Source organism: Neptuniibacter marinus, from assembly GCF_965223595.1.
Taxonomy (GTDB): domain Bacteria; phylum Pseudomonadota; class Gammaproteobacteria; order Pseudomonadales; family Balneatricaceae; genus Neptuniibacter; species Neptuniibacter marinus.
Genome location: NZ_OZ245004.1, coordinates 1,225,082 through 1,251,082, shown reverse-complemented (window position 1 = coordinate 1,251,082; position 26,001 = coordinate 1,225,082). Strand labels below are relative to the sequence as shown.

Here is a 26,001-nt window from a genome sequence, read left to right as displayed (position 1 = left end):
GAGAGTTTTACTATGAAAAACCTATTTATCACTACAGCACTCACACTCTTCAGCATGTGTATACTTGCTGCACCCGTTGATGGTGCGCGGCTCACACTACAAACAGAGTGGGCGCATATCAAATATGAGCTAGAAAAAGATCAGCAAGAGATAATGTTTAAATCCCTTGCGGAACAATCCGAAGAGACTCTATCCCAATTTCCAGAGTCGGCAGATATTATGATCTGGCGTGCCATTATTCTTAGCACTTATGCAGGCGAAAAAGGTGGTTTAGGTGCGTTAAGCTTAGTAAAGGAGGCTAAACAGCTACTTGAAAAGTCGATAGAGATTGACCCAACAGCTCTACAAGGTTCAGCATACACTAGCTTAGGAAGCCTTTATTATCAGGTACCCGGCTGGCCGATTGGATTTGGTAGTGATAAAAAAGCAAAAGTGTTTCTAACAAAAGCACTTGAAATCAACCCAGATGGTATTGATAGTAACTTTTTCAATGCCGATTTTCTGATTGAACAGCATAAAAAAGATGAGGCTAAAGCTTTCTTAGAACATGCTCTAGAGGCATCACCAAGGCCGGGCCGCGAGGTTGCTGATAGTGGCCGTCGCCTAGAGATAAAGGCACTGTTAGAGCAACTTTAAGCTGAGGGTTATTAACCAAACCATGAAGATATTACTTGTGGAAGATGATCCCTTGCTGGGTCAAGGTATAGCTGATGCGTTAACCTATCAATCATATATTGTTGAGTGGGTGAAAACCGGCAAGCAAGCGATTAGTTTTGCTAACGCAAGTCAATTTGATGTCATCATACTGGATCTAGGCCTTCCTGATAGGGATGGCTTAGATGTTCTGCAAGAGTTAAGAAATAATAAAATATTAACACCGATTCTAATCCTCACTGCGCGGAGCACTTCCGGCGAAAAAGTCACGGGGCTAGACCGTGGCGCAGATGATTATATGGTGAAACCTTTTGATGTACCGGAACTCATGGCGCGATTGAGGGCCTTACAACGCAGGGAATCGCAACAGAAAAGCTCAATCATCACTCATGGCAGTATTGAGATCAATCCAGCCAACTTTTCTCTCTCTCAATATGGAAAACCTATACCTCTTTCCCGCCATGAATACGATCTGTTACTCCACTTAATCAATCGCCCAAACCAAGTATTTAGCCGTGAGGCTCTAGTGGATAAATTATATAACTGGGACAATGAAGTAAGCAGTAATACAGTTGAAGTCTATGTGCATCATCTTAGAAAAAAACTAGGCAAAGATATTATTAAAACCGTCCGTGGTATTGGTTATCAATTAGGGAGCACCTCAGAGTGAATTCCATACGTGCCTATCTAACACTCACCTTAGTCATCGGTATTGGCCTTGCCATTGCGGCCTCAATCGCCATGAGCTATCAACGTATCACTCACGAAACCGAAGAACTATACGACGCGGAGCTGGCTCAAATCAGCCGAGTACTAGAAGCTGTACTAAGTATCGAGTTTGAATTTACCGGTGTACATATTTCAGAAACAACCCACGATAAACAAAAACTGATTATTTCTCCTGAGATTATTGCGGAGGGTGAGTACAACAAAGATGGTCATAAATATGAGAAGAAATTAGCTTTTCAAGTTTGGAGCCGTAAAGGGGTTCCCCTACTAGGAAGTGGGGAAGATGATGCAGATTTGAGTTTTTCAGACCAGCCTGGTTATAGCTACGAAACCATTAAAGATAAACAGTGGCGAACCTTTGTTAGGTACAGTGAAACCTTATCTATTTGGATTAAAGTTTCACAATCCGTAGAGATACGAGAGGATGTAACCCATAAGATAGCCTCTGTTAACGCATCAATTTTATTGATCCTATTACCCGTAATTTTTATCTTGATCACCTTGATCGTACGTAAAGGACTTTCTCCACTTAATGAGATCAACAAGCAGATCTCATTGCGAGGAAATCACAACTTAACCCCATTAAGTTTCTCCTCTGTACCTAATGAACTGCAACAAGTCGTTGGATCAATCAACCATCTAATGTCTTCCCTCGGTGCCGCTTTAGAAAGACAAAAACGCTTCACCGGTAATGCAGCTCACGAGTTAAGAACACCACTAGCCGCGATAAAAGTTCACGCGCAAAACATGCACCCAGAGAATGAGAGGCTCACCAAGATTCAAACCCATATTATTTCGGGCATAGATAAACTAACCCACCTTTTCAACCAACTAATTACCTTAAGCCAAACTGAGTCCTCTACCGAACCCACCAAGAAAGAAAAGGTCGATATTAACGGCTTAGTTAATGAGATTATATCCGAACTAAACAGTGTAATTAGTAATAAGCAGATCCTACTTAGCATACTTATAGATGAAAAAATTTCTGTTCAAGCAAATCAAGAAACACTCTCCATCTTACTGCGAAATCTAATCGACAATGCGGTTAAATATGTTCCGGAACGGGGAGAAATCAGAATAAAAGCAGAACAACTCAATGCTAAAGTTAAGTTTGTCCTTTCAGATAATGGAATCGGTTTAAGTGATGAACAAAAAACACATGTATTTGAACGATTTTACCGAGCAGCAAGCCAAGATACCGACGGCTGTGGAATAGGTTTATCTATAGTCAAAGAGATATGTGACAGTAGTGGGTACAACATAACCTTAGCTGACTCAGATATTTATGAATCAGGCTTAACAGTCACATTAGAGATCCCCAACTAGCCTTTTTTGAGTCTTAACCCCTTAGATAAGATTTCTTCTACGGGGACATATATCTGCCTTTACCCTAATCAATTAAAACAACGACAACAGTTTGAACAGGAAAAAAGCGCTAAAATTGAATATATCCTCCATACCCCCCATAGATGTATTCATCTAGGCATTGCTGAACCTTTTTATAAACCCTCAGATATCAATCTCTGCCAAGCATGCATCTGTTTGATTTATATGTTTTTTAGCTTAATCTTATGCCTAACATCTAGGACTAGAGCCTTAAACTCACAATAACTAACCTAGCTCAAGCCTGCTTTCCCTCTAATACTGTTATTATGCTGTCTAAAATGGGCACGTTGACAATAAGAGCGCTCTAAATCCGTTCCTATAACCTAACAAGAGATAAAACCTTTATATTTTGGTTATTTAACACTGCACCCCCTTGACACAACTGCGCTAGGGCGCCACATTTATAGTTACATCTAAATAGGTAGATCGGAATAGTTATGCTTCACTTAGATCCAGAAGAAATCGCAAAGCAACTGGCTGATTTGACAGGAGCTTTGACGACAGAAAATGATCATACCAAACTATTAGATCGTATTATTCTCGGTTGTATGCACCTGACTAATGCTGATGGTGGGACCTTATATACCCTGAATGAAGAGAATGAGAATGAGTTGGCATTTACTATATTGCATAATCGTTCTTTAGGTATTCACCGTAAGCCTCACGACCTACCCGCTATAGATATTTTTAATTCTCAAAAACAAGCATCTAAACTCGTTGTCGTTCAAACCTTTGTTCAGCGAGAAACCATTAATATTCCCGATGCTTATGAGTGTGTAGATTATGATTTTTCAGGCACTCGTAACTTTGATAAACAATTAAACTATCATTCTAAGTCCTTTCTCTGTGTCCCCTTACAAGATCATGAAGGGGAGATTATCGGTGTGTTACAGTTAATAAACGCCATTGATGAGAAAGGGCAGATCATCCCTTTCTTAGCGACCCAACAACATTTGGTAGAATCCCTTGCCTCTCTTGCGGCGACAGTCCTAACCAAACGACGTTTGATTGATGCTCAACGCCACCTTTTTGAATCATTTATTAAGTTGATTGGCCGTGCAATTGACCACAAATCTCCTGTTACCGGCAAGCATTGTGAGCAGGTACCAGAAATTGCGATGCTACTAGCCGATGCTGTCAATACGGCAACCCAAGGCGAATTCGCAAATAAAGCTTTTTGTGAAATAGAGATGTACGAGCTACGCATCGCCGCGTGGCTACATGATTGTGGCAAGATCACAACACCAGAATATATAATCGATAAAGCCACCAAACTACATACAATGTTTGACCGTATTCACTTAATTGAGTCCCGATTTCGTGAATATAAGCTTCATTTAGAAATTCAATTTCTTACCTCAAACTCAGCGATATCTGATAAAGAGCGCGCAAAGGCCTACCTCCAATTAGAACAGCAAAAACAGGCACTAGACGCTGATCTCGATTTTATTAAACGCCCTAATGCTGGATCGGAGTTTATGGCTGATGAGGATATCGCCCGTATTCTAAGTATTGCAGATATCAGCTGGGTTGATTTAGAGGGGAAAACCCGCCAACTCTTGAGCAAAGATGAAACCGACAATCTATGTATTCGCAAAGGGACGCTAACTGAAGATGAACGTCAGGTGATGCGGGATCATATTAAGGTTTCCATCGATATGCTGGAATCTCTAAAATACCCTAAACAACTAAAACAGGTGCCAGAAATCGCCTGCAATCACCATGAACACTTGGATGGCAGTGGTTACCCTCGTGGTTTGAAGGCGGACGATTTATCAACCCGCGCACGCATTATGTGCATCGCAGATATTTTTGAGGCCCTAACCTCCCCCGATCGACCTTATAAAAAAGGCATGTTTTTATCCCAAGCCATGACCATTTTAGGACGTATGGTAGAGGATAACCATTTAGATGGTGACTTATTCAAACTGTTTGCAGAAAGTGGAGCTTATCTCACTTATGCACAAAAGCATATGACACCCCGCCAGATAGATACCTTTGATATACACTCTCTGCCTGGTTTGCAATAAGCTTACTTACTGGTATGGCTAAAAACTCCGCACCAATCAGCGGGGAGCGTAGCATCTTTATATTCAGCAATACGGTGCAGATAAATCCGTGCCATTGTATCTTCTGTAGCTTGACATAGATAAGCCTCAAAAATATCCTGAGCCTCATCCCACTGTTTTGTCGAATAGGCCTGAATACCTTTTTGGAATAGATCGACTGCGTTTTTTTCATGTTGTGTGCACTGTTCACGTAACCCTATAGGCTCTAGAACATCCACCGCCTCATTACGACCTTTAACCTGCACTCTATCTAATTTACGGTATAGGTACTCAGGTACTTTTTGCGCTAACTCACCACTTACAAGCAACGGCGTACCATAATATTTGGTCAGCCCTTCCAAACGTGCACCTAAATTAACTGCATCTCCCATGACCGTATACGCCATACGGAAAGAGGAGCCCATATTACCCACATTCATTATTCCACTGTTGATACCCATACCTACACGAACCGCGGGTAACCCCTCACGTTCTAATTGCTGATTAAGTTCCGGCAGCAAAGCAAGCATCTCTAACGCGGCTTGCAAGGCATGACGAGCATGATCTTCATCTTTAAGCGGCGCTCCCCAAAAAGCCATCACAGCATCACCTATATACTTATCCACTGTGCCGCGCTGCTCATGAATAACTTTAGTCATCCCCGTTAAATAGATATTCATTAAACGGGTTAATTGTTGAGGCGTCAGCTGCTCTGAGAGGCTGGTAAAACCCCGAACATCTGAGAAAAAAACGCTCATCTCCCGACTTTCACCAGAAAGCTGCACGGATTGATCCTGCTGACTTAACTCTTCCACCACCTCGGGCGGAATATACTGTCCGAACTGATTCGCCAATTGGGCTATATTTCGGGTTTCAAAAAAGTAACCTGTCGTTTGCTGAAAAAGGTACAACACACTAATTAAAATTAAGGTATAACCCAGCGGAATTACCCATAATAGTTGCTGCCAAGCATAGAGATTAAGGGCGATGACCACCCCACCAATAGCCAGTGTGATAATCGTTGATAAAAATACTGATAATCGAGGAATAACGATCGATAAGAGTAGGCCGCAAAAAATAAGCTGAACAATCTCAACTCCGAGCGTATAATCAGGTTGGTGATGAAAACTCCCATCCAACATGCCGGATAAAATATTGGCATGGACCTCCACTCCAGAGTAACGATTACTCATAGGTGTCACCCTAAGATCCAATAGACCCGCCGCACTTGTTCCAACTAAAACAATCGTGCCCTCCAGTAACTCAGGATCAGCAACACCATTAATAATATCAGTAGCCGAAACGTAGGGAAAACTCCCTTGTGGGCCTCGATAAGGAACCAGCACTGCGCTATGTTGATCAACAGGGATACGTATGCCTGCTGCTTCAACGGCCACTAAAGCACTCCTCTCCTCTGTTGCATCCGTTTCAATAACCGGCAGCACCTGATCTTCCTCAAACAATGCTAACATCATCGCTAAGGCTAAGGATGGATAATATTGACCTTCAAAGCGCTGCAGTATAGGTACGCGTCGATAAACACCATCAGAATCAACCATTGGGTTATCAAAAAAGCCATTACGAACACCCTTACTTTGTAGCGCATTCAAACTAGAGATCACACCGTTCGCTTCAGGAATAGGCAACTCAGCTAAAGCGGGATCTTCACCTATCACCGCTTTTCCTGGATGGCCTACTTGTAGCTGCTTAGTACTACGGTCAAACAGATAACCCAATACAACAGGCCTATCAGCTATTACACGGGCAAAATGAGCATCCGAGTTAAGCGTTTTAAGCAGCGTAGTTACATCGTGATCGGTACTTTTATTTTCAAAAAACTGTTTAAGCTCAACTAAATCAATACTTTGATCCGCTTCTGAAAACACCATATCAAAGCCTACGATGGCCACACCATAGTTATCAAATAACTGATCAACCATACGTGCTAACTTTGAACGATTCCATGGCCAGCGCCCTTCCGCAGCAAGGCTTTTTTCATCAATATCAACAATAACAATACGCGGATCTTCCTCTTTGGAAAGAAACTGACGTAAACGTAAGTCATAAAGATCATGTTCAAAGCGTTCAAATAACTCAGGACGATCGCCAGTCACCACAGGAACTATCATTAGAACGGTGAGTAGAATGCCCAACAATGTTCTGATTTTTCTTTGTCTCATTGACTACTCAGCAACAGTTTTACAATGCGTAACTATGGAAGATCACTCCATTCTGCATACGCTTTATTAGATTTGTACTGTATAAAAATAACAGTTTTATTTGCGCACGACAGCTATAAAGCAAGTCAAATGTTGAACTTCCGCTACAGAGTCGAATATAGAAAGCGCACACCTTTTTATAACCTGAAATTTCAAACTGATTCATTTGCTGCAACGGCCTAATATCTGTATCTTGGATAACCGTTGGCGTTTATATAAAACCGTTGTATTCAGCAAAAATTTTGTTTCACCAAAAAGTGCGTAGCTTCAGTGCCTTAGCTTGATATATTGTTAGCAAGCTATCAATTAATTATGAACAAAATTGCTGCATTCTTTCTGCTGTCGCTTTTATCATACCCAACTACCATAATGTACATAGTAGTGTACTTAATTTAGATAGCCACAGCTGAGGTGGAACGTGAAGATCGACGTGTTAGGTTGTAGTGGCGGTATAGGTCAAGGCTTAAAAACTACAACATTTTTGGTAGATGATTCGTTACTGCTCGATGCAGGTACAGGTCTCGAACTACTAACAATGGAGCGTATGTTAAAAATACGCGATGTTATCATTACCCATGCACATATAGACCATATTATCGGCCTGCCTCTCATGCTTGCCACTATCTTTGATCAGCATAAAGAGCCTCTAAATATTTATGCACGTCCTGAAGTTATTGATGCCTTGAAACAGCATATCTTTAACTGGACTATTTGGCCCGATTACACTTGCCTGCCTGAAGGGTCGCCTATTATCCGCCTGCACAAGATCAAAAAAGGCGACAAGCTCTCTCTACAAGACAAAAACATCGAAGTGCTACCCGCGCAGCACCCTACTCCAACGGTTGGCTATTTAATATCTGACTCAAACGCATCTTTTGCGTTTACCGGCGATTCAGGTATTAACGATGAACTTTGGCCTATATTAAATGATCGCAAACCGGATTTACTGATTATTGATGTCTCGTTTACCGACGAGATAGATGAGCTTGCTCGCTTAAGTGGGCACTTAACCCCAAGCCACTTACGAGAGCAATTAGCCCAGCTAAACCATGATTGCAAAATCATGATCACCCATTTAAAGCCTGGGTTTGAAGACACCATTATGCAACAGTGTCATCAACGGCTAGCTAACAGAAAGCTCGAACGTTTACAGCACAACCAACAAATCGATATAAGCGCTATTTAAACACATCCGTTAGGCTACTCAGCTTCAAACAAGATAGTGCCTGAAATAGTAGCCGGCTGGCTAGTCACTGCATTAACACCCTCAGCCGCATAGCTAGTGACGGCGCCTTCTGCGTTACCACCAACAAAGTCTAAACTCATATGGCCAGATAAATTGGTAGATACAGGGTTACAGACTCCACCGGAACAACTCCCCGTCAACGCAACCTCTTGTCCATTTAAGACACTATCTAAAGAAATATCACCACCAAGGCTTGGGTCATCCCTTAGTACATAAGTCGCCCCGCCAATATTCGCCTCAATCCCAACCTCGGTTAAGGCCTGCGCATCGAAATTCACCAGTAAATAGGTACCACTATATGTATGTCCATCAATACCTGTAACTGAAGAATAATCAGCTAGCGCTCCAATCGCACCAGTTCGATCTTGAGGGCTTGTGGCGCCACCATGCATACTGTCATAACGGTAGAGTAACCTGCCGGTTTTACTGGTAATAGTAGACGCCGGTGTCACACCATCACTGTACATAAAATGAAAGCTACCCGATGTGACCGTCGGAAAACCATTTTCCACTACTGTATAACCACTCCCCCAGCGCCCCCAACTAACTTCAGCAGTACCAACGGTCATTTCGTCTTGATCAAGCAAAACTCCCAAAATAGGCGGGCTAGATATAACACAAGGAGAGCAAGGATCGGACGATAAACTACTTTCATCGTTAAAGACGACACCCGTTACAACATCCCCACCACCCAACGTACGATCTATTGTAATATCCGCATTGCTGTCAGTACCTTCGACACTTCCTGCTGAGACATCCACACCTCCAAGCTTAACTTGCGAGAAAGCTAAAGCAACGACACTTTCATCCGATGCGGTTTCACCATTTCCTGTAGGATTAGGCGACGCTGCCACTGTAATTTGCTGTGTGCTCTCACTCTCCACCTGAGTAGCCGGAACAGAAACATCCTTACTGTCAAGGGAGCGACGAACCGTCGCCGGTGTCCTGAATATATTGATCGCCCCATCAGCGCCCACCAACTGAAAAGAGAAGCCTTTTGCTACATCACTTGCTCCTCCCTTATTAGCTACATTAATCGCACCATTATTAACGCTACCGCGGACCTCGTCCCCTTTCTTATCAACGGTAAAATCGGTTCCACGAATACCGATTGTCGCCACAACCGCATCTAATGTGTAATCCTCTTTATCCACTTTACCTATCTGGCCAGACAGCGTTCTCATACCGCCTTTTAATAACCGGTAAACCGCTTTTCCATCTTCAGGATTAGCCTCATCAAATTGATATTCAGCTATTTTAAATTCAGTACCCGGCTTTAATGATAAGCGCGCGCCATCGGTGAAGCGTATCTGTAAGCGTCCCGTATCTCCTGTCTTCAACAGGTCATCGGCATAAATGTCTACCTTGCGCTTTAAAACTCGCTGAGTGCCCTCAGACTCTGCCGTATTCTGACCAAAGCTCAGAATAACGGTACCTACGCTTTGAGGCGCAGCAGAAACAAAACTAGAAAAAAGAATAAATAGAGCCGCCCTGACATAGGTTTTCATATGCTAAACCTCACTGAAAGTTATAACGCAAACCCAGCATTACCTGCTGGCGGTCATATTCATAAAGCTCAATATTCGAGCCTATATCGCTAAAACTATAATTAGCTAACACTGTCCAAGAGGGCGCGACCATCCACTTCATATTCACATTAAACATAGTAAAATCATCCCTACGCTTAATATTATAGATCCAATCTTTACCTTTATATTCGCTGCGTTGATAAGTAATAGCGGGTGTCAATTTAATATCGCTAGTAGGCGATAGCTGAATCCCTAAGTTCCCGCCGTGGAAAACCCGGTCAACTTGGCCATTTGCTAAAATACCCGCGGTTTTTGGATTTTCTGTTCCGGCAAAAGCACTGATAAAATAAAGAGGACGCCAGCCACCCTCCCCTGCATAGATATAGCTTGCACCTACATTACTCAGGGTTGCATCTTTCCATGACTGGTCATCATAAGCGAGGTCATTGGCCCCTACGAAAAACTTCATGACCGAACGTGTATGGACTCATCCTCGTTTGCAAGTAATTTATTTGATCACATGAAGGTACAACTGCCTACGTGTATTCGGTCTTTAAATGACATCATTATGTCTGACCTTAATGGGCTATTCGCATGCTGCCTCCCAATCGCTTACACGAGCTCATTAGGCTCTACGTCCGGCAGGGGTATTGCAGCATCGGTTCAACCTTATGCCATCACTCAAATTACTTCGCAATCGTTTTGAGACAAACCTCTTGTTACCACCTTAAACACGCTTTTCTCTACGTGATCTCTTCAGTCTTGTTTATGCTGCCACTCGTTTATCGTCATAATGACCATCACCCGTTATGATTGCCCAAGCAATTCGAGCCGTTTTGTTGGCCAGTGCCACGGTGGCAATATTGACGTGCTTTCGCTTTTTCAATTCGTTAATCCAGTGACTCAGATTATCTTCTTTATTTTGTGTGTGCCGAACCACAGAACGGGCACCATGAACCAATAACTTTCTCAGGTAACTATCACCACGCTTAGAAATTCCCAGCAAACGATCTTTGCCCCCCGTACTATGCTGGCGGGGTGTTAATCCCAACGACGCAGCAAAATCACGACCACGACGAAATTGTTTTCCGTCTCCTATTATTCCTGCTAATGCGCTTGCAGAAAGTGGTCCGATGCCTCTTAACGCTAATAGCTTATTAGCAACAGGGTCACTCACCGCATGCTGCTCTATCTCAGTCGTGATGGAGACGACCCTCTTATCAATGAAGATCAGATCCTCTTGAAGACCTGCTAGCAATAGACGGAATCGATTAGTAAGACCGTTCGTAGCATCCTCTAACCAACAAGGTATTGCTTTTCTTAGTGTGTGAATCCCTATGGGTGCAACAATTCCGTATTCACCCACTAATCCACGAATCTGGTTAGCTTTTGCGGTTCTCTGCTTAACGAGCTCTTCACGGACACGATGAAGAGCTTGTATATCTTGTTGGTCTACGCTTTTAACAGCCACATACCTCATATGAGGGCGGCTCATCGCTTCCGCGATAGCGGCCGCATCCGCTGCGTCGTTTTTATTACTTTTAACATAAGGTTTGACAAATTGAGGGGCAATCAATTTGACCATGTATCCGTGCCTCATAAGAATTCTTGACCAATAATGAGCAGACGCGCAAGCTTCCATTGCTATCTCGGCCTCTTGAGGGACTTTTTTCCTAATTTGATCGACCCATTTAGCACGAGAGTATTTGCCAGACCAGCAGCATTTACCCTGACGATCAACGCCATGCACGTGAAAAACAGATTTAGCGATATCAACACCAACGCGAATAATAGCCATCAGTCAAACCTCTTTAAATACAGTGTTTTTAACTCTATTTAGAGTAGTACATCGGAAGTGAGGATGAGTCCATCCCATTGTTTACTAAGCTGCTTACTCCACGTGCCTGTGATACCAAACATGTCGCGGTAGTTGTTATTGGCTAACTGGTACTTTTGTAGGTTGAAGTTGAATTGAAATTGATTAGCTTCACCTTTCCATATATGCCCAGCACTTAAATTAATATTATTGTAGTCTTGCTCATCTTCGCTATCGTAAATACGCGAATCGACATTGGCACTAAACACAAGCGCATTGTCGGGATTGTAAGCATGCTCAACACTCGACCCAACCCTGACTTGCGCATATGAATCGCCACGACCTAATGCGTTGTCACTCAATATGACCACATTGGTTTGTCCGCCGGGACCTGAATTTATATTTGAGTCGTAACCTGCCCACAGCTCGACAAAGCTCTTAAATTTAGTCGGTGAAATTGACGTTTTTTCTGTAATCAGGGTCAGAAACTGCTGAATACGCGCGCGGACTACATCGGGTGGATTTTCTGCATCAACCTGCTGAAATAACACCTGCGCTCTTTCATATTGAGCGATCAAATAATAACCACGTGCCAGTTCCAACGTCGCTAGCGAGTTCTTAGGTTCCAACATATGAACACGCTCAAGAGCAAAAATACCTTCACTAAGATGCCCACTATCAATAGCTGCTACGCCATACTGAAAATCAAACGTAGGGTCACCTTCCATCTCATCAAGATTATCAAGCGATAACTGGTAGGCTTTTACAGACTCTCCTTTCTCAAGGAGCTGGGACAAATCACTGACCGTATCTGCCATTGCCGTTGTCGACAAACACATAACATTCAGCATCAGACCAATAGATAATTTCCTGAACACTGACTACTCCTGAGCAAGATTATAAGTGGTTTTCAAACACTATTAGTTTAAGGCTAACAGCTATATAAAGACGATACATCTACAATTTTAATAAAACTTAGCGCTTTTTTTGTTACTGATATTGTGGTGGTAACGCTCTAGAGTTCAAAACCTCTGTCGCAGGAATGTTTTTATCATTAACACCATCGATTAAAACAGGCCCTAGGTCTTTAACTGTTTCAAAAATATCGAAAGGGGTGCCTTTCATCTCTATTCGGCTCTCCCTACTTGCTAAGAAGAAGTAATTTCCAGCGGAAACAGGCGCATTACTAAAATCATTTTCTACAACGATTTCCCCCTCCAATACATAGCCGTACAGCCCCATTATGCCCTGTGTATCTTTTTGGCAGGCGCTATCGCAGTAGAAAAGCGTGTAATGTGTGCCTCGAACCCCAATAGTGGCTATAGGTGTATGTACTTGGTAGTGCTCCACATTAGTATGACTAATCGCACCGGTAATGGTCCGCAGTCCACCTTTTAATAGGCGATAAACTGAGTTCCCCGTTTCCGGTGTATCTTTATTAAATTGGTAGGTTTCAACACTGAATACAGTTTTTTCTCGCAAAGAGAAACGGGAACTATCACTAAAACGCAATTGAAGCTGCCCTTTAGGCCCCGTTGAGATTAAATCCTGCGTATATATGCTAGATTTACGTTTGAGATCACGACTAGGTTGCTGAGGCAGTTGGGCCTTATTCCCCCCTATACTTAAAACAACTACGGCCGCTTCTTGAGCCGCAGCCACACTCAGGTTTGAACCGATTGCATTCATTAATAGCACCGCTGAAAATATCAATACTCTAGAGAGCCGTGCCATGATTTTTTCCTTGTTTTAAACTGTCGTCAAATCGATAAAAAATCAACTAACAAATGTATGTTGTTTTAATTTCTGCAATTCATCGCGATACCGCGCTGCAACTTCAAAATCTAGATTTTTAGCTGCTTCATACATTTTATCTTCGATGCGTGTCATCGCTTTTGATAACTCTTTAACTGACATCAGTGATGGATCTATTTGATATTCACCCGTCTGCTCCGCAACCTTCTTCGCCGTTCGTGTTGCTTTGCGGCCTGGGATCGTACTCGCTCCTTCCATAATATCAGCGACCGACTTCGTAATACCTTTAGGCACAATCCCGCGCTCTTCATTATAAGCAATCTGCTTATCTCGACGTCGCTGGGTTTCATCTATTGCCCTTTGCATTGAACCAGTTATGCGATCAGCATATAAAATAGCGCGCCCATTAACATTTCGAGCCGCACGTCCAATGGTCTGAATCAACGACGTTTCTGAACGGAGGAAACCCTCTTTATCAGCATCAAGTATAGTCACTAAAGACACTTCAGGCATATCAATACCCTCTCGAAGTAAATTAATGCCGACTAAGACATCAAATTCACCAATCCGAAGGTCTCGAATAATTTCTACACGCTCAACCGTATCTATATCGGAATGAAGGTACCGAACTCTAACCCCGTGCTCATCGAGGTATTCAGTCAGATCCTCAGCCATACGCTTTGTCAGCACAGTGACGATAATACGCTCTTTTTTAGCGACAACTTTATGTATCTCTGATAACAGGTCATCCACTTGAGTTGAAGCAGGCCGAACCTCAACTTCTGGATCAATCAATCCCGTCGGGCGCACCACCTGTTCAACAATCGCTTGTTGATTAGCAGCCTCGTATTTACTCGGTGTCGCAGATACAAAAATCATTTGAGGGGACTCTTCCTCCCACTCTTCAAATTTCATCGGTCGATTATCTAATGCAGAAGGTAGACGAAAACCATACTCAACCAGCGTCTCTTTACGTGAACGGTCTCCACGATACATCGCCCCGATTTGCGGCACAGTGACATGAGATTCATCCAGTACAAGCAAGGCATTATCCGGCAGATAATCAAATAGGGTCGGTGGCGCGGCTCCCGGCTCTCTACCAGAAAGGTAGCGGGAATAGTTCTCGATACCGGAGCAATATCCAAGCTCCATGATCATCTCCATATCGTAGAGGGTACGCTGCTCTAGTCTTTGCGCCTCAACTAACTTTTGATTATCACGCAGCTGTTTTAATCGCTCTCGTAGCTCATCTTTAATTTTCTCAACTGCCGCCAACAAGGTTTCACGGGGGGTTACATAATGGGACTTAGGGTAAATGGTAGCACGGGGAACCCGACGTAGTATTTCGCCGGTCAATGGATCAAAATAGCTGATCTCTTCAATCTCTTCATCGAACAGCTGTATACGGATCGCTTCCTGCTCTGATTCTGCGGGGAATACATCGATAACCTCCCCTTTTACGCGGTAAGTACCACGGTGTAGTTCCACATCATTACGGGTGTATTGCAATTCAGCTAAACGACGCAATACGGCACGCTGGTCAATAATATCGCCCCGATCTATATGTAACATCATGCCGAGGTACAATTTCGGATCACCTAAACCATAGATAGCAGAAACTGTAGCAACAATAATGGCATCATCCCGTTCCAACAAGGCTTTGGTTGCTGAAAGCCGCATCTGCTCTATATGATCATTAATCGATGCGTCTTTTTCGATAAAGGTATCTGAGGAGGGAACATAAGCTTCGGGCTGGTAATAGTCATAGTAGGAAACAAAGTATTCAACCGAATTATCCGGAAAGAACTCCTTAAACTCACCGTAAAGCTGGGCTGCCAAGGTTTTGTTATGGGCCATCACAATCGTGGGGCGCTGAACTTGAGCTATGACATTGGCTATCGTAAAGGTTTTACCAGACCCCGTTACCCCCAAAAGTGTCTGTGAAGCTAAGCCCGACTGTATACCATCAACGAGTTCTGCAATTGCTTGCGGCTGATCGCCCGCCGGAGCGAATTGCGAATGAACTTTAAAGCGCTCTTTCATAGCATAACCATGTGAAGATAAAACTCCGCATTATATCCCACTCCCTTTTATTTTGAGCAGTTATTTCCCCTACAAAGAACATAATCGAAGCAATAAAGTTTCCTTTAATAGAATTATGATCAATATATTGATCTAAAAAGGCGTTTTTTAACCAAAACAGGATTCATGATGGCTTTTCTTTGCTGTATTATTAGCGGGTTTGGGGACGTCTGATGTAGTTTTTGCTTTGCAATACCTACACTGATTAATATCGCCACCTGCTGATGCGCCCCTTTCATATCACTTATACAAGCAGGTAATTTTTGAGGATTTAGGCTTGAACGTTCAACTTTCAGACCGCGTCAATAACATAAAACCTTCACCAACGCTGGCGGTTACTAACCGTGCAGCCGAATTACGCGCGGCAGGTAAGAACATTATTGGCCTGGGTGCTGGTGAGCCAGACTTTGATACGCCCGATCACATCAAGCAGGCTGCCATCCAGGCGTTGAATGAAGGTTTCACTAAATATACCGCTGTAGACGGAACGCCATCCCTAAAAAAAGCGATTATTAATAAATTCAAAGATGATAATGGCCTAAATTACGAAGCTAATCAGATCCTCGTTTCCTGCGGCGGAAAACAAAGCTTCTTTAATCTTTCCCTTGCTCTGTTAAACGAAGGGGACGAAGTTATTGTGCCTGCTCCATACTGGGTATCTTACCCCGACATGGTACTTATGGCCGACGCAAAGCCTGTGATTGTTTCCACAACACAAGCTCAACGCTTCAAAATGACACCTGAGCAGCTTGAAGCAGCGATCACAGATAAAACACGCCTAATGGTTTTAAACAGCCCATCAAATCCAACCGGCGTTGCGTATACACTCGACGAATTTAAAGCATTAGCAGATGTTCTACTGAAGTATCCAAAGGTATTGATTGCAACTGATGATATGTATGAGCACATTCGCTTGAATGACAAGCCATTCGTGAATATCTTAAATGCATGCCCTGAGCTTTATGATCGTACAATCGTGCTAAACGGTGTTTCAAAAGCTTATTCAATGACTGGCTGGCGCATAGGCTATGCAGCGGGACCTGCTTGGTTAATTGGTGCAATGAAAAAAATCCAATCGCAAAGCACATCAAACCCAACATCGATCGCTCAAGTCGCCGCACAAGCAGCACTTGAAGGCTCACAAGATTGTGTTAAAGAGATGGTCGTCGCCTTCAAAGCTCGCCACGAGTATGTTGTTAAAACACTTAACAGCATTCCCGGTGTGAGCTGTATTCCTGCTGACGGTACCTTTTATGCTTTCCCTAGTTTTCAGGAAGTGATCGATAATGATGACCGCTTTGAAGATGATATAGCGCTCGCTGAGTTCTTATTAATAGAAGCGGGTGTCGCACTAGTACCCGGTTCCGCTTTTGGCGCCCCCGGCAATATGCGCTTATCATTTGCGACCAGCATGGACGTACTTGAAGATGCGCTTGGACGTATCAGCAAAGCACTTTCTGCCTAAACGGGTGAACACAAAAAACCGAGCTTATATGCTCGGTTTTTTCTATCTATTGGAACCTTCTCGCGACTTCGGCATCAGAGAAACCACTTATATAAAAGGAGATAGTCGATGCTAAGTAAATTAAGCGGTTTAAGTCGTTCGTCTTGGTATTGGCTTGGGCTCATTATACTTGGCCTTAGCATGGAAGGCGTCGCACTATTCTTTCAATACGGATTAAATTACGGCCCTTGCGTACTCTGCATCCATATTCGTATCTGGGTTATGGCTTTCACTCTTGTAGCGATTCTAGGATTCTTTGTTAGAAAATCCCTCTGGGGGGCTAAACTATCCCACTTACTGATGCTTCTTGTTAGCCTTGGATTAACTGAGCGCTCTTGGCAAACCTTAGCCGTTGAACGCGGTTGGATCATTGATAGCTGTAGCATGAATAGCGGCCTACCTAACTGGTTTGCATTAGATCAGTGGATGCCGCAAGTATTTGAACCTTGGGAGCCTTGCGGATACACACCAGAACTTCTGTTTGGTATAACAATGGCTGAAGGATTAATGCTTATATCTATTTTACTTGTAAGTGTTTCTATTTTATTTAGCGCACTTCAATTTCGCCGTAAATAGCCACAACTAACGCTACATATGGCTTAAATAATCTATTCATTCGCCTAAATCATTCCAGATTATTTAAGCCATCTCATAAACTGAACGATTCAGTTAGTAAAAAGAACCTTTTCTGTCACTGACACACCGACCAACTATCCTAAAAATACAACATTCCCCTTCTCTGCTTTTGAGCCTATGTATGAAGCTGTCAGCAAGAACAATGAAACATCTACTCAACTTATACCCTCCCTATATTGGTGCTGGCATAAAAGTAGAAAACATATCCGACGATTGGAACCATATCACCGTATCAATGAAAGTCCGCTGGTATAACCGTAATGCCGTCGGCACTCATTTTGGCGGTAGTATCTATTCAATGATCGACCCACATATCATGCTTATTCTTATGAAAAAACTTGGTAAGGAATATGGGGTTTGGGATAGCGCAGCTGAAATTGCTTTTATAAAAGCAACCAAGAAAAAAATAACTGCACAGATCCACCTATTAGACGAGCAGATAGAACAGATCAAAACCTCAGCCCAAACAGGAGAAAAGCAGTTTCCCGAGTTTCATGTAGAAATATGGGATAGCGATCAAAGCCTAATCGCCCATGTTAAAAAGATTCTCTATGTAAAACGACGCCCTACCCTATAGCTGAAGCAATTTGTTACTAGATTACCTGCTTTCTGTCACTGACTCCGCCGCCATTGCCCTTTAAATTAAGATAAAGGATCAATTTTTAAACAATCTTAATCTGACTAGATCACGCTTAAAATAAAAACAACTAACAGCATCCGGAACTTTACAATGACTTTCATTCTAACCCCCGTCATTCGACTGATGGATAGACTGCCTTATCTATACAAATTCATCTTGGTTAGCACTGTATTTACGCTTCCTCTCGCTCTACTTTGTACTGTCCAAATTCAGTATTTACGAACCGATATTACTGACACACAACATAGAGCCATCGCTATAAAAAAGCTCCATACTAACTATCAATTACTAAAGGCGTTTACAGATTATAGAGACCTGCGATTTACTATTGGTTTCGTAAATCAACCACTAAAACCGGAAAAAGAACAACAATTCACTGAGCTAAGAAAGATAATAACTACACAGCTTATACCTGAATCTGACCTCGCGAATTTATGGCAAAAAATAGATACCTCACAGTTTTCAACATTGAACTTAGATATTGAAAACCGCTTCCAATATTTTAATCAGTTAAGTCTATCCTTAGTCAAAGTAAGTGAAGAAGAAAGCTTTAACTCAGGTATCACTCGCGATCTAGATACTCGAATCTATATCATCTTAAGAGCACTACTTGAAGATATCCCCACAACCCTAGAAAACATTGGCGCCACACGAGATTATGCAGGACATGGGCTGTCAACCGGATATCTTGGTTCAGCAGCACTCGATCATTTAAACCAACTTTATGATCGCTTACAAAAAAGCGCCATGTCATTAAACGCAATCACAAAAAAACTAGAGAACCTTCAGGATATTGACCCACAATTAGTTGAATTAAGTCGCCAATCTCACCAAGCACTCCTCCATTTTGCTGATCGTCTTGATCGAGATATTATTGTTGGCGAAAATATGGAGCAGTCTTGGGAAACCTTTTTTAACGCGTCCAGTCAGGATCTCGAACATATCTTCCACTTTTCTGATCTAGCCCTCGGCTATGCATCACATATATTAAAAGAACGCCTCGAAGTACAAAAACGACAGCTATATAGCTTAGTCGCTGCAATCTCTTTAATTATTCTTTTAGCTGCCTACTTTTATCTTGGATTTAATATTTCTGTACAAAGAAATATGAAACAAGTCCTCAATGCAGCAAAGCAAATAGCCCAAGGGAATTTAACAACGACCATCGACTTACAATCTAAAGACGAAATGGCACAACTGAGTAATCAATTTAATGAGATGAGACAGCGGATCCATATTCTAATTGAGCAACTAAAACATACTGCAAGCAGTGTCGAAGAACAGTCAAAAAGTTTAGATACGACCGCTTACAACTCTAGCCAATCAGCTCAGCAACAAAAACGACAAACCACAGAGATGTCATTAATTATTACTGAAATGTCCGCTTTAGCTGAAAAAATCAGTTACGAAGTCAATAACGCCTCTGCGGAAGCCTCTCAAACCAATGAATTAGCATTCAAAAGCCATGTACAAGTCCAAAGCGCATTAGATCAAATTGAGCAACTATCAGCACATTTAAGTAAATCAAGCCAATCAATTGACCAACTGGCCGCAAAAAGCACCAATATAGTTAAAGTGCTAGATGTGATCAAGGGCATTGCCGAGCAGACCAACTTACTCGCACTGAATGCGGCAATAGAGGCCGCCCGAGCAGGTGATAAAGGAAAGGGGTTCGCCGTCGTGGCCGATGAGGTGCGAAACTTAGCTCAGCGAACTCACAGCTCTACTGAAGAGATTGAGTGCATGCTGAACGAATTCAAAAAAGGGATCGATAGCGCCGTGGTTGTTATGGAGAACAGTGCAAAAAAAGCAGAACAAACAGCAGCGCAATCAAAATCAATAGGTACAGCCTTACATGAGATAACAGAATCAATCTCTACCATTTCAAAAATGAACGATCACATCACTCTGTATGCAGAGGAGCAATCAGAGAACGCTCAAAATATTGAACTCGGTATTTCACACGTAAATATGGCAAGTGAACTCACGGCTCAAGGAGCTGATGAGACAGCAAAAGCATGTAGCCAAATGAGCGATCTGTCCAATAAATTAAACAGCGCCATTACTACCTTCAAACTATAAATTTCAGGTATAAAAAAGCCCGCTTAAAAGCGGGCAAAATAACAGGATGTAACTAATCAATTTCAATAAGTGTATGTAGGTACGGATAAACGGTTGGAATGAGAAGAATTCAGTAACTTTTTTACCGCCGCTACAGCAATCGTTATAGCGCCAATAAAAGCCTCACTACGCTGCTCTTTGGCTAGAGCCATGTAATATGCAGTATCTACATCACCACAAGCATTAAGACGTACTGACATTTCAAATTCGTTATTCACACATACACCAAATTAAATCAACAAAACAATTAAAAGAAGCCCCGCTACTCGAACAAATAAATTCATCAAACCTAAGTTACAATTAAGAATAAGTTACTGTAACTAAAGATAAACAGATCACTTGTTGATTAACGATGTTGTACATACTAAAGTCTACCAAGGATATTAACAAACGACAGTTTTTCACCAAATAGATGAATTTATCTCATCTATAGGAGTTTTCTATCAGGCGCCTTCCTCCTCTTAATGCCCTGCGCAGCTTTGAAGCAGCCGCCCGTGCAGGCAGTTTCCACAAAGCGGCAGAAGAGTTATTTGTTACACCTTCTGCTGTAAGTCATCAAATAAAGGGCCTTGAATCCTTCTTAGGCGTCCAGCTCTTTGAACGTATTAAACGACGTGTAGCGCTCACGCCACCCGGCGAACGATACCTTATCGCTATTCAATCAGCTTTAGATGAAATAGATGAAGCAACAAAAAAAATAGTCACGGTCCCCAACTCTAATATTGTTAATTTAAGTGTTGCGCCAGCTTTTCTCACTCGTTGGTTAGTGCCAAGAATTAATCACTTCCAATCACTTAGCCCTGATGTGGAGCTTCGATTAACCGCATCAATGAGCCAGATCGATTTTCGCTACAGCGATATGGATATGGCGGTGTTTTATGGTGATGGTAACTGGCCTGATCTCCACTACCATCTATTACGCAACGTACACTTAGTACCGGTATGCAGCCCTAAGCTTTTAGAGGGAAAGCCTCCAATAAAATCAGCTAAGGACCTTCTACAGCACACACTTATCCACATATCTAAACGGGATACCGAGTGGCAATCCCTATTGGAACAAAACGGCGGCAATGAAATAGAGAATACACGGGGCATGACGTTTTCCAGTACATCACTAGCATTAGGTGCAGCAATGGAAGGTTTAGGCATCACCTTAGCTGACCGCGGTCTTGCAGAACGAGAACTGGAATATGGACAACTCATTTGCCCACTGGATATATCCTTAGATACACAAAAATCGTTCTATTTAGTTTATCAAAAAGGACGCCCTCTAACGGAGAGCATGCAAGCCTTTAGAGATTGGATTCTCGATGAGATGCAAACGGAACAGCGTTCACTACAACAACTGTAAAGGTCTTTATGTATGCTTGGCATAAACCGACCGGTTTTATGGTCGGACACAACAACTAACACAGATTCAAGAACAGATTGTTGCATTTCTCAACACTATAAAGCGTTGTGAGCGCTATGCATCCCGTTACAATAGCATCTACAATTTCTTAGGGACGATAATAATGCGTATGCTTAATAAATCCTATCTCACTTTCGCGGTTGCCATATTAACCGCACTACTCTCTCTATCCTCTTTCGCTAAAGGGTTACCAGCAGAAGTTATCACTGTAGCCAACTCTATTTTAGATAAGAAAATATCTGCGGTAGGCAGTTTGAGAGCGAACGAATCGGTAATGTTGCGCCCTGAACAAAGTGGACGAATTGAGGAAATTCTCTTTGAAGAAGGCGAAAAGGTAGAGCAAGGCAAACCATTATTTAAACTAGATAGTTCAGTTTACATTGCGGAACTCAAATCAGCACAAGCGAGCGTGCAACTAAGTCGCGTAGATTATGAACGCGCAAAAAGTCTATTGAATAAAAAAGTAGGTTCCGCCCAAGATCGAGACAGCACCTTGGCGCAACTACGCGTAGATCAAGCACACCAAGCACTAGCTCAAGCTAAACTAGATAAAATGACAATAAAAGCGCCTTTTACCGGCTATACAGGTTTAAGGCTGGTAAGCCCTGGTGATTTTGTCGATCAAGGCGAAAATCTAGTTAGATTGACTGACTACAGCAAATTAAAACTGGACCTTAAATTCCCTGAAATCTATCTCTCAGAGCTAAAAAATGGCCGCATACTCGAAGTTAATGTCGATGCATTACCAGGTGAAGTGATTAAAGGTAAAGTGACAGCCGTATCACCTAGCTCCGATAACAGCGCCCATAATATAGAGATCCGCGCAGAGATCGCCAATGATGAAGGTAAACTAAGACCTGGGCTTTTTGCACAAGTTTCACTACTTGTCGATCAACAAGAAACCGTGGTTGTACCTGAACAAGCCATTATTCCTTCAGACGGAGAGTTCTTTGTGATGACCGTCACAGAAGAGCATACCGTCGCAATGACACCGATTAAAATGGGCCAACGACGCCCAGGCGTTGTCCAAATCATTGAAGGCCTTACAGCCGGTGACATTCTTATTATTGCAGGGCAGATAAAGCTCAAACACGGTATGCCTGTGACCCCTATCTTTGTTGATGGTAGTCAAAAAGAAACAACAACCGATAAACAGGGCTAATCCATTATGGTTCTTTCAGAGATCAGTATAAAACGCCCTGTATTAGCAACAGTAATGAGCCTGTTAATTTTACTTATCGGCTTTATTTCGTATGACCGTTTATCTATACGTGAATACCCAAAAATAGATCTGCCCGTTGTTACAGTTGAAACAAACTACCCTGGGGCAAGCGCATCAATTATTGAAACCCAAGTCACACAGATTATTGAAGACTCCCTGTCCGGTATTGAAGGGATCGATTTTATGAATTCGATCAGCCGCACAGAAAAATCCCAGATTAGTATCACCTTCAATATTGACCGCGAACCTAATGCCGCTGCGGCCGATGTTCGTGACCGGGTAAGTCGAGTTACTGGGCAGCTGCCGGATGATATAGACCCACCGATCGTTACCAAAACAGAAGCCGATGCACAGCCTATTATCTGGTTAGCCTTTAACTCAGATAGGCACGATATGATGGAAGTCACAGAGATAGCAGATCAACGCGTAAAAGATCAGCTACAAACCGTCTCTGGTGTCGCGAATATCAGAGTAGTCGGTGAACGAAAGTACTCCATGCGTATCTGGCTAGACCCTGCACGCATGGCCGCTTACAAGGTTATTCCTAGTGATATTGAAACAACCTTAAGCCACCAAAACATTGAGATACCCGCCGGTCGGATTGAAAGTAAAGAGCGAGAATTCACCCTATTAGCTAAAACTGACGTAAACGATGTCGAAGCATTTAAACAGCTTATTATTCGTAACGTTGATGGTTATCCTGTCCGTATACAGGATGTTGCTCGTGTGGAAATCGCCCCAGAAAACATTCGCCGAATCACTCGCTACAAAGGTGAAAATGCAGTCGCATTAGGGGTCGTCAAACAATCGACCGCCAACCCCCTTGATGTTTCAAAAGGGATTCGTGCAACACTCGAACGGGTAAAACCGACCTTACCAGAAGGTATGAATGTTGAGGTTGCCTATGATTCCTCTATTTTTATCGAAGAATCAATCAAGTCCGTCTACCAAACCTTAATACAAGCAGGCATCCTCGTCATACTGGTGCTTCTATTCTTTTTAAGAAATATTCGGGCCACACTTATTCCGGTTGTAACGATTCCATTATCACTCATCGGCGCCTTAGCCATGATGTATTGGATGGATTTCAGTATTAACACATTAACCCTACTGGCTCTCGTACTGGCAATAGGACTCGTTGTCGATGATGCCATCGTTATGCTGGAAAATATCTACCGCCACGTAGAGGAAGGTTTACACCCTATTCAAGCAGCCTTTAAAGGCGCAAAAGAGATCGGATTTGCCGTACTAGCTACTACGATTGTCCTTGTAGCCGTTTTTGCCCCCGTTGCCTTTTCTGAAGGGCGTACAGGAAAGCTCTTTACTGAATTCGCGCTAACACTTGCAGGAGCGGTAGTCGTATCGACCTTTGTCGCGCTGACCTTATCGCCGATGATGTGTTCACGTCTGCTTAAACATGAAAAACGCCACTCTGCATTTTTCAATTTAATTGAAGGTTTTCTTAATTGGATCACCCGTAGCTATCAAAAGCTATTGGGGAAACTGCTCAAATCCCGTCTATTAGCTTTACTTATTATGGGATTAAGCTTTGCCGGTGCTGCCTTCTACTATCAACAACTTCCACAAGAATTAGCACCTTATGAAGATCGGGGTACGATCCTTAACTTCGCCCTAGCACCAGACGGTTCATCTGTAGATTATATTGATCGCTATACTCGCCAGATCGAAGCAACAATCAGCAAAACACCTGAAACTGAACGCTACTTTACCGTTGTCGGGTTCCCTTCAGAAACTAACGCGCTGGTATTCCAAGGCCTTAAACGCTGGGAAGATCGAGATAAGAAACAGCAAGCAATAGTGCAGGAGCAAACGCCTAAGCTTTTCGGCGGTATTCCAGGCATTATGAGCTTCTCGCTTAACCGCCCATCCCTTGGACAGAGTTTCATATCTCGCCCCGTAGAATTCATCGTCAAAACAAATGGGACTTATGAAGATTTAAAAAATATTACCGATCAATTAATGGCTAAAGTTTATGAAAACAAGGGCTTTGCTCAACCAGATTCTGATCTAAAACTCAATAAACCTGAACTACAGATCGATGTAAAACGTGACAAACTCTCAGATATGGATGTCGATGTTTCCGATTTAGGCCGCACTTTAGAAAGCTACATGGCTGGCCGTGAAGTAACCCGCTTTAAACGTCTAGGTGAGCAATATGAAGTCATAGTTAAAGTCGATGATGAGCAACGCCGTGACCCCAGTGACTTAACTGACCTATATATGCGAACGAATGACGGCAATATGGTTCAACTATCTAACTTAGTTGAAATCAATGAGACTGTAGCCCCACGTGAGCTCAATCATTTTGATAAAGTTAAGGCGGTTAAAATACAAACACAGCTCGCTCCCGGTTATAGCCTAGGTGAAGCCCTCGCGTTTTTAGAACAAGAGTTAGCAGAAATTGCACCTCAAGCCTCCTATGATTACACCGGTTCCTCTCGGGAGTTTAAAACGTCTAGCAATAGCATGCAGATCACCTTTGTATTAGCGCTAGTTGTTGTATTCCTAGTACTTGCTGCTCAATTCGAGAGCTTCAAAAACCCAATGATTATTATGCTCTCTGTACCCCCTGCAATCTTTGGGGCCCTGTTTGCGTTACACTACAGCGGCGGTTCTTTAAGTGTATATAGCCAGATAGGGCTTATCACTTTAGTCGGGCTAGTCACTAAGCATGGTATTTTGATCGTAGAGTTTGCCAATCAGCTACAAGATCAAGGTAAAACACTGCAAGAATCAATTTTAGAAGCGGCATCTTTACGTTTACGACCCATATTAATGACAACCGGTGCAACCGTATTAGGTACATTCCCTCTCGCTTTTGCCTTTGGCGCAGGCGCCGAATCACGACAACAAATAGGTTGGGTTATTGTCGGCGGGATGACATTTGGTACACTATTAACATTATTCGTAATACCAACAGTTTACAGCTACCTAGGTAAGCGAACTTTCAAAGAAGTTCAACCTGAACAGGCTTAAGGACAT

The 26,001-nt window shown here is 42.7% G+C and carries 20 protein-coding genes; 12 read left to right on the top strand and 8 right to left on the bottom strand.

Going from position 1 to position 26,001, the window contains the following annotated elements; genetic code table 11:
- Positions 1-12 precede the first annotated feature (12 nt).
- The 4 genes from ACOQOE_RS05745 to ACOQOE_RS05730 all read left to right on the top strand — a co-directional run bounded on the left by ACOQOE_RS05745 (position 13) and on the right by ACOQOE_RS05730 (position 4,799).
- Positions 13-636, top strand: a complete 624-nt coding sequence (locus ACOQOE_RS05745; protein WP_420555142.1) for a tetratricopeptide repeat protein — start codon at positions 13-15, stop codon at positions 634-636.
- A 22-nt stretch (positions 637-658) separates the two neighbouring features.
- The gene (locus tag ACOQOE_RS05740; protein WP_067861975.1) at positions 659-1,324 is read left to right on the top strand and encodes a response regulator; all 666 of its coding nucleotides are present in this window, start codon (positions 659-661) and stop codon (positions 1,322-1,324) included.
- On the top strand, positions 1,321-2,709 hold the full coding sequence (locus tag ACOQOE_RS05735) for an ATP-binding protein (protein WP_420555141.1): 1,389 nt from the start codon (positions 1,321-1,323) through the stop codon (positions 2,707-2,709). Before ACOQOE_RS05740 ends, ACOQOE_RS05735 begins: the two co-directional genes overlap by 4 nt.
- A gap of 497 nt (positions 2,710-3,206) precedes the next feature.
- Entirely contained in the window at positions 3,207-4,799 is a 1,593-nt protein-coding gene (locus ACOQOE_RS05730; protein WP_420555140.1) for a GAF and HD-GYP domain-containing protein, read from the top strand.
- A 2-nt stretch (positions 4,800-4,801) separates the two neighbouring features.
- On the opposite strand, the gene ACOQOE_RS05725 is transcribed toward ACOQOE_RS05730, so the two are convergent.
- The gene (locus ACOQOE_RS05725; RefSeq protein WP_420555139.1) at positions 4,802-6,997 is read right to left on the bottom strand and encodes a CHASE2 domain-containing protein; all 2,196 of its coding nucleotides are present in this window, start codon (positions 6,995-6,997) and stop codon (positions 4,802-4,804) included.
- A 457-nt stretch (positions 6,998-7,454) separates the two neighbouring features.
- Here ACOQOE_RS05725 and ACOQOE_RS05720 point away from each other — a divergent pair, with 457 nt between their 5' ends.
- Positions 7,455-8,222 carry an MBL fold metallo-hydrolase gene (locus ACOQOE_RS05720; RefSeq protein WP_420555138.1) on the top strand — a complete coding sequence of 256 codons (768 nt, stop codon included), beginning with the start codon at positions 7,455-7,457 and terminating at the stop codon, positions 8,220-8,222.
- Positions 8,223-8,236: 14 nt separating this feature from the next.
- Here ACOQOE_RS05720 and ACOQOE_RS05715 read toward each other — a convergent pair whose 3' ends face one another.
- From ACOQOE_RS05715 to uvrB, 6 genes are all read right to left on the bottom strand, one after another.
- The gene (locus tag ACOQOE_RS05715) at positions 8,237-9,790 is read right to left on the bottom strand and encodes a FecR family protein (RefSeq protein ID WP_420555137.1); all 1,554 of its coding nucleotides are present in this window, start codon (positions 9,788-9,790) and stop codon (positions 8,237-8,239) included.
- Positions 9,791-9,800: 10 nt separating this feature from the next.
- Complete coding sequence (locus tag ACOQOE_RS05710) at positions 9,801-10,280, bottom strand: hypothetical protein (protein ID WP_420555136.1); 480 nt, start codon at positions 10,278-10,280, stop codon at positions 9,801-9,803.
- 297 nt (positions 10,281-10,577) lie between these two features.
- Entirely contained in the window at positions 10,578-11,609 is a 1,032-nt protein-coding gene (locus ACOQOE_RS05705; protein ID WP_420555135.1) for an IS110 family transposase, read from the bottom strand.
- Positions 11,610-11,647: 38 nt separating this feature from the next.
- A complete protein-coding gene (locus tag ACOQOE_RS05700) occupies positions 11,648-12,505 on the bottom strand; it encodes a tetratricopeptide repeat protein (RefSeq protein ID WP_420555134.1) in 858 nt (285 codons plus the stop codon).
- Positions 12,506-12,617: 112 nt separating this feature from the next.
- Entirely contained in the window at positions 12,618-13,361 is a 744-nt protein-coding gene (locus ACOQOE_RS05695) for a FecR family protein (protein WP_067861994.1), read from the bottom strand.
- Between the two features lie 42 nt (positions 13,362-13,403).
- Positions 13,404-15,425, bottom strand: coding sequence for an excinuclease ABC subunit UvrB (gene uvrB, locus ACOQOE_RS05690; RefSeq protein ID WP_067861997.1), 2,022 nt, complete (start codon positions 15,423-15,425; stop codon positions 13,404-13,406).
- A gap of 316 nt (positions 15,426-15,741) precedes the next feature.
- Here uvrB and ACOQOE_RS05685 point away from each other — a divergent pair, with 316 nt between their 5' ends.
- The 4 genes from ACOQOE_RS05685 (at position 15,742) to ACOQOE_RS05670 (ending at position 20,326) form a co-directional block, all read left to right on the top strand.
- Complete coding sequence (locus tag ACOQOE_RS05685) at positions 15,742-16,929, top strand: pyridoxal phosphate-dependent aminotransferase (RefSeq protein WP_067861999.1); 1,188 nt, start codon at positions 15,742-15,744, stop codon at positions 16,927-16,929.
- 108 nt (positions 16,930-17,037) lie between these two features.
- Complete coding sequence (locus tag ACOQOE_RS05680; protein WP_067862003.1) at positions 17,038-17,544, top strand: disulfide bond formation protein B; 507 nt, start codon at positions 17,038-17,040, stop codon at positions 17,542-17,544.
- 181 nt (positions 17,545-17,725) lie between these two features.
- Positions 17,726-18,181: a DUF4442 domain-containing protein gene (locus tag ACOQOE_RS05675; RefSeq protein WP_420555133.1), complete on the top strand. Its 456-nt coding sequence runs from the start codon at positions 17,726-17,728 to the stop codon at positions 18,179-18,181.
- 153 nt (positions 18,182-18,334) lie between these two features.
- Positions 18,335-20,326 carry a methyl-accepting chemotaxis protein gene (locus ACOQOE_RS05670; RefSeq protein WP_420555132.1) on the top strand — a complete coding sequence of 664 codons (1,992 nt, stop codon included), beginning with the start codon at positions 18,335-18,337 and terminating at the stop codon, positions 20,324-20,326.
- A 62-nt stretch (positions 20,327-20,388) separates the two neighbouring features.
- On the opposite strand, the gene ACOQOE_RS05665 is transcribed toward ACOQOE_RS05670, so the two are convergent.
- Positions 20,389-20,583 carry a hypothetical protein gene (locus ACOQOE_RS05665; protein WP_420555131.1) on the bottom strand — a complete coding sequence of 65 codons (195 nt, stop codon included), beginning with the start codon at positions 20,581-20,583 and terminating at the stop codon, positions 20,389-20,391.
- Positions 20,584-20,807: 224 nt separating this feature from the next.
- Here ACOQOE_RS05665 and gcvA point away from each other — a divergent pair, with 224 nt between their 5' ends.
- The 3 genes from gcvA to ACOQOE_RS05650 all read left to right on the top strand — a co-directional run bounded on the left by gcvA (position 20,808) and on the right by ACOQOE_RS05650 (position 25,995).
- On the top strand, positions 20,808-21,716 hold the full coding sequence (gene gcvA, locus ACOQOE_RS05660) for a transcriptional regulator GcvA (RefSeq protein ID WP_420555463.1): 909 nt from the start codon (positions 20,808-20,810) through the stop codon (positions 21,714-21,716).
- A 163-nt stretch (positions 21,717-21,879) separates the two neighbouring features.
- The gene (locus ACOQOE_RS05655; RefSeq protein ID WP_420555130.1) at positions 21,880-22,938 is read left to right on the top strand and encodes an efflux RND transporter periplasmic adaptor subunit; all 1,059 of its coding nucleotides are present in this window, start codon (positions 21,880-21,882) and stop codon (positions 22,936-22,938) included.
- A 54-nt stretch (positions 22,939-22,992) separates the two neighbouring features.
- A complete protein-coding gene (locus tag ACOQOE_RS05650) occupies positions 22,993-25,995 on the top strand; it encodes an efflux RND transporter permease subunit (protein ID WP_420555129.1) in 3,003 nt (1,000 codons plus the stop codon).
- The last annotated feature ends 6 nt before the right edge of the window (positions 25,996-26,001 follow it).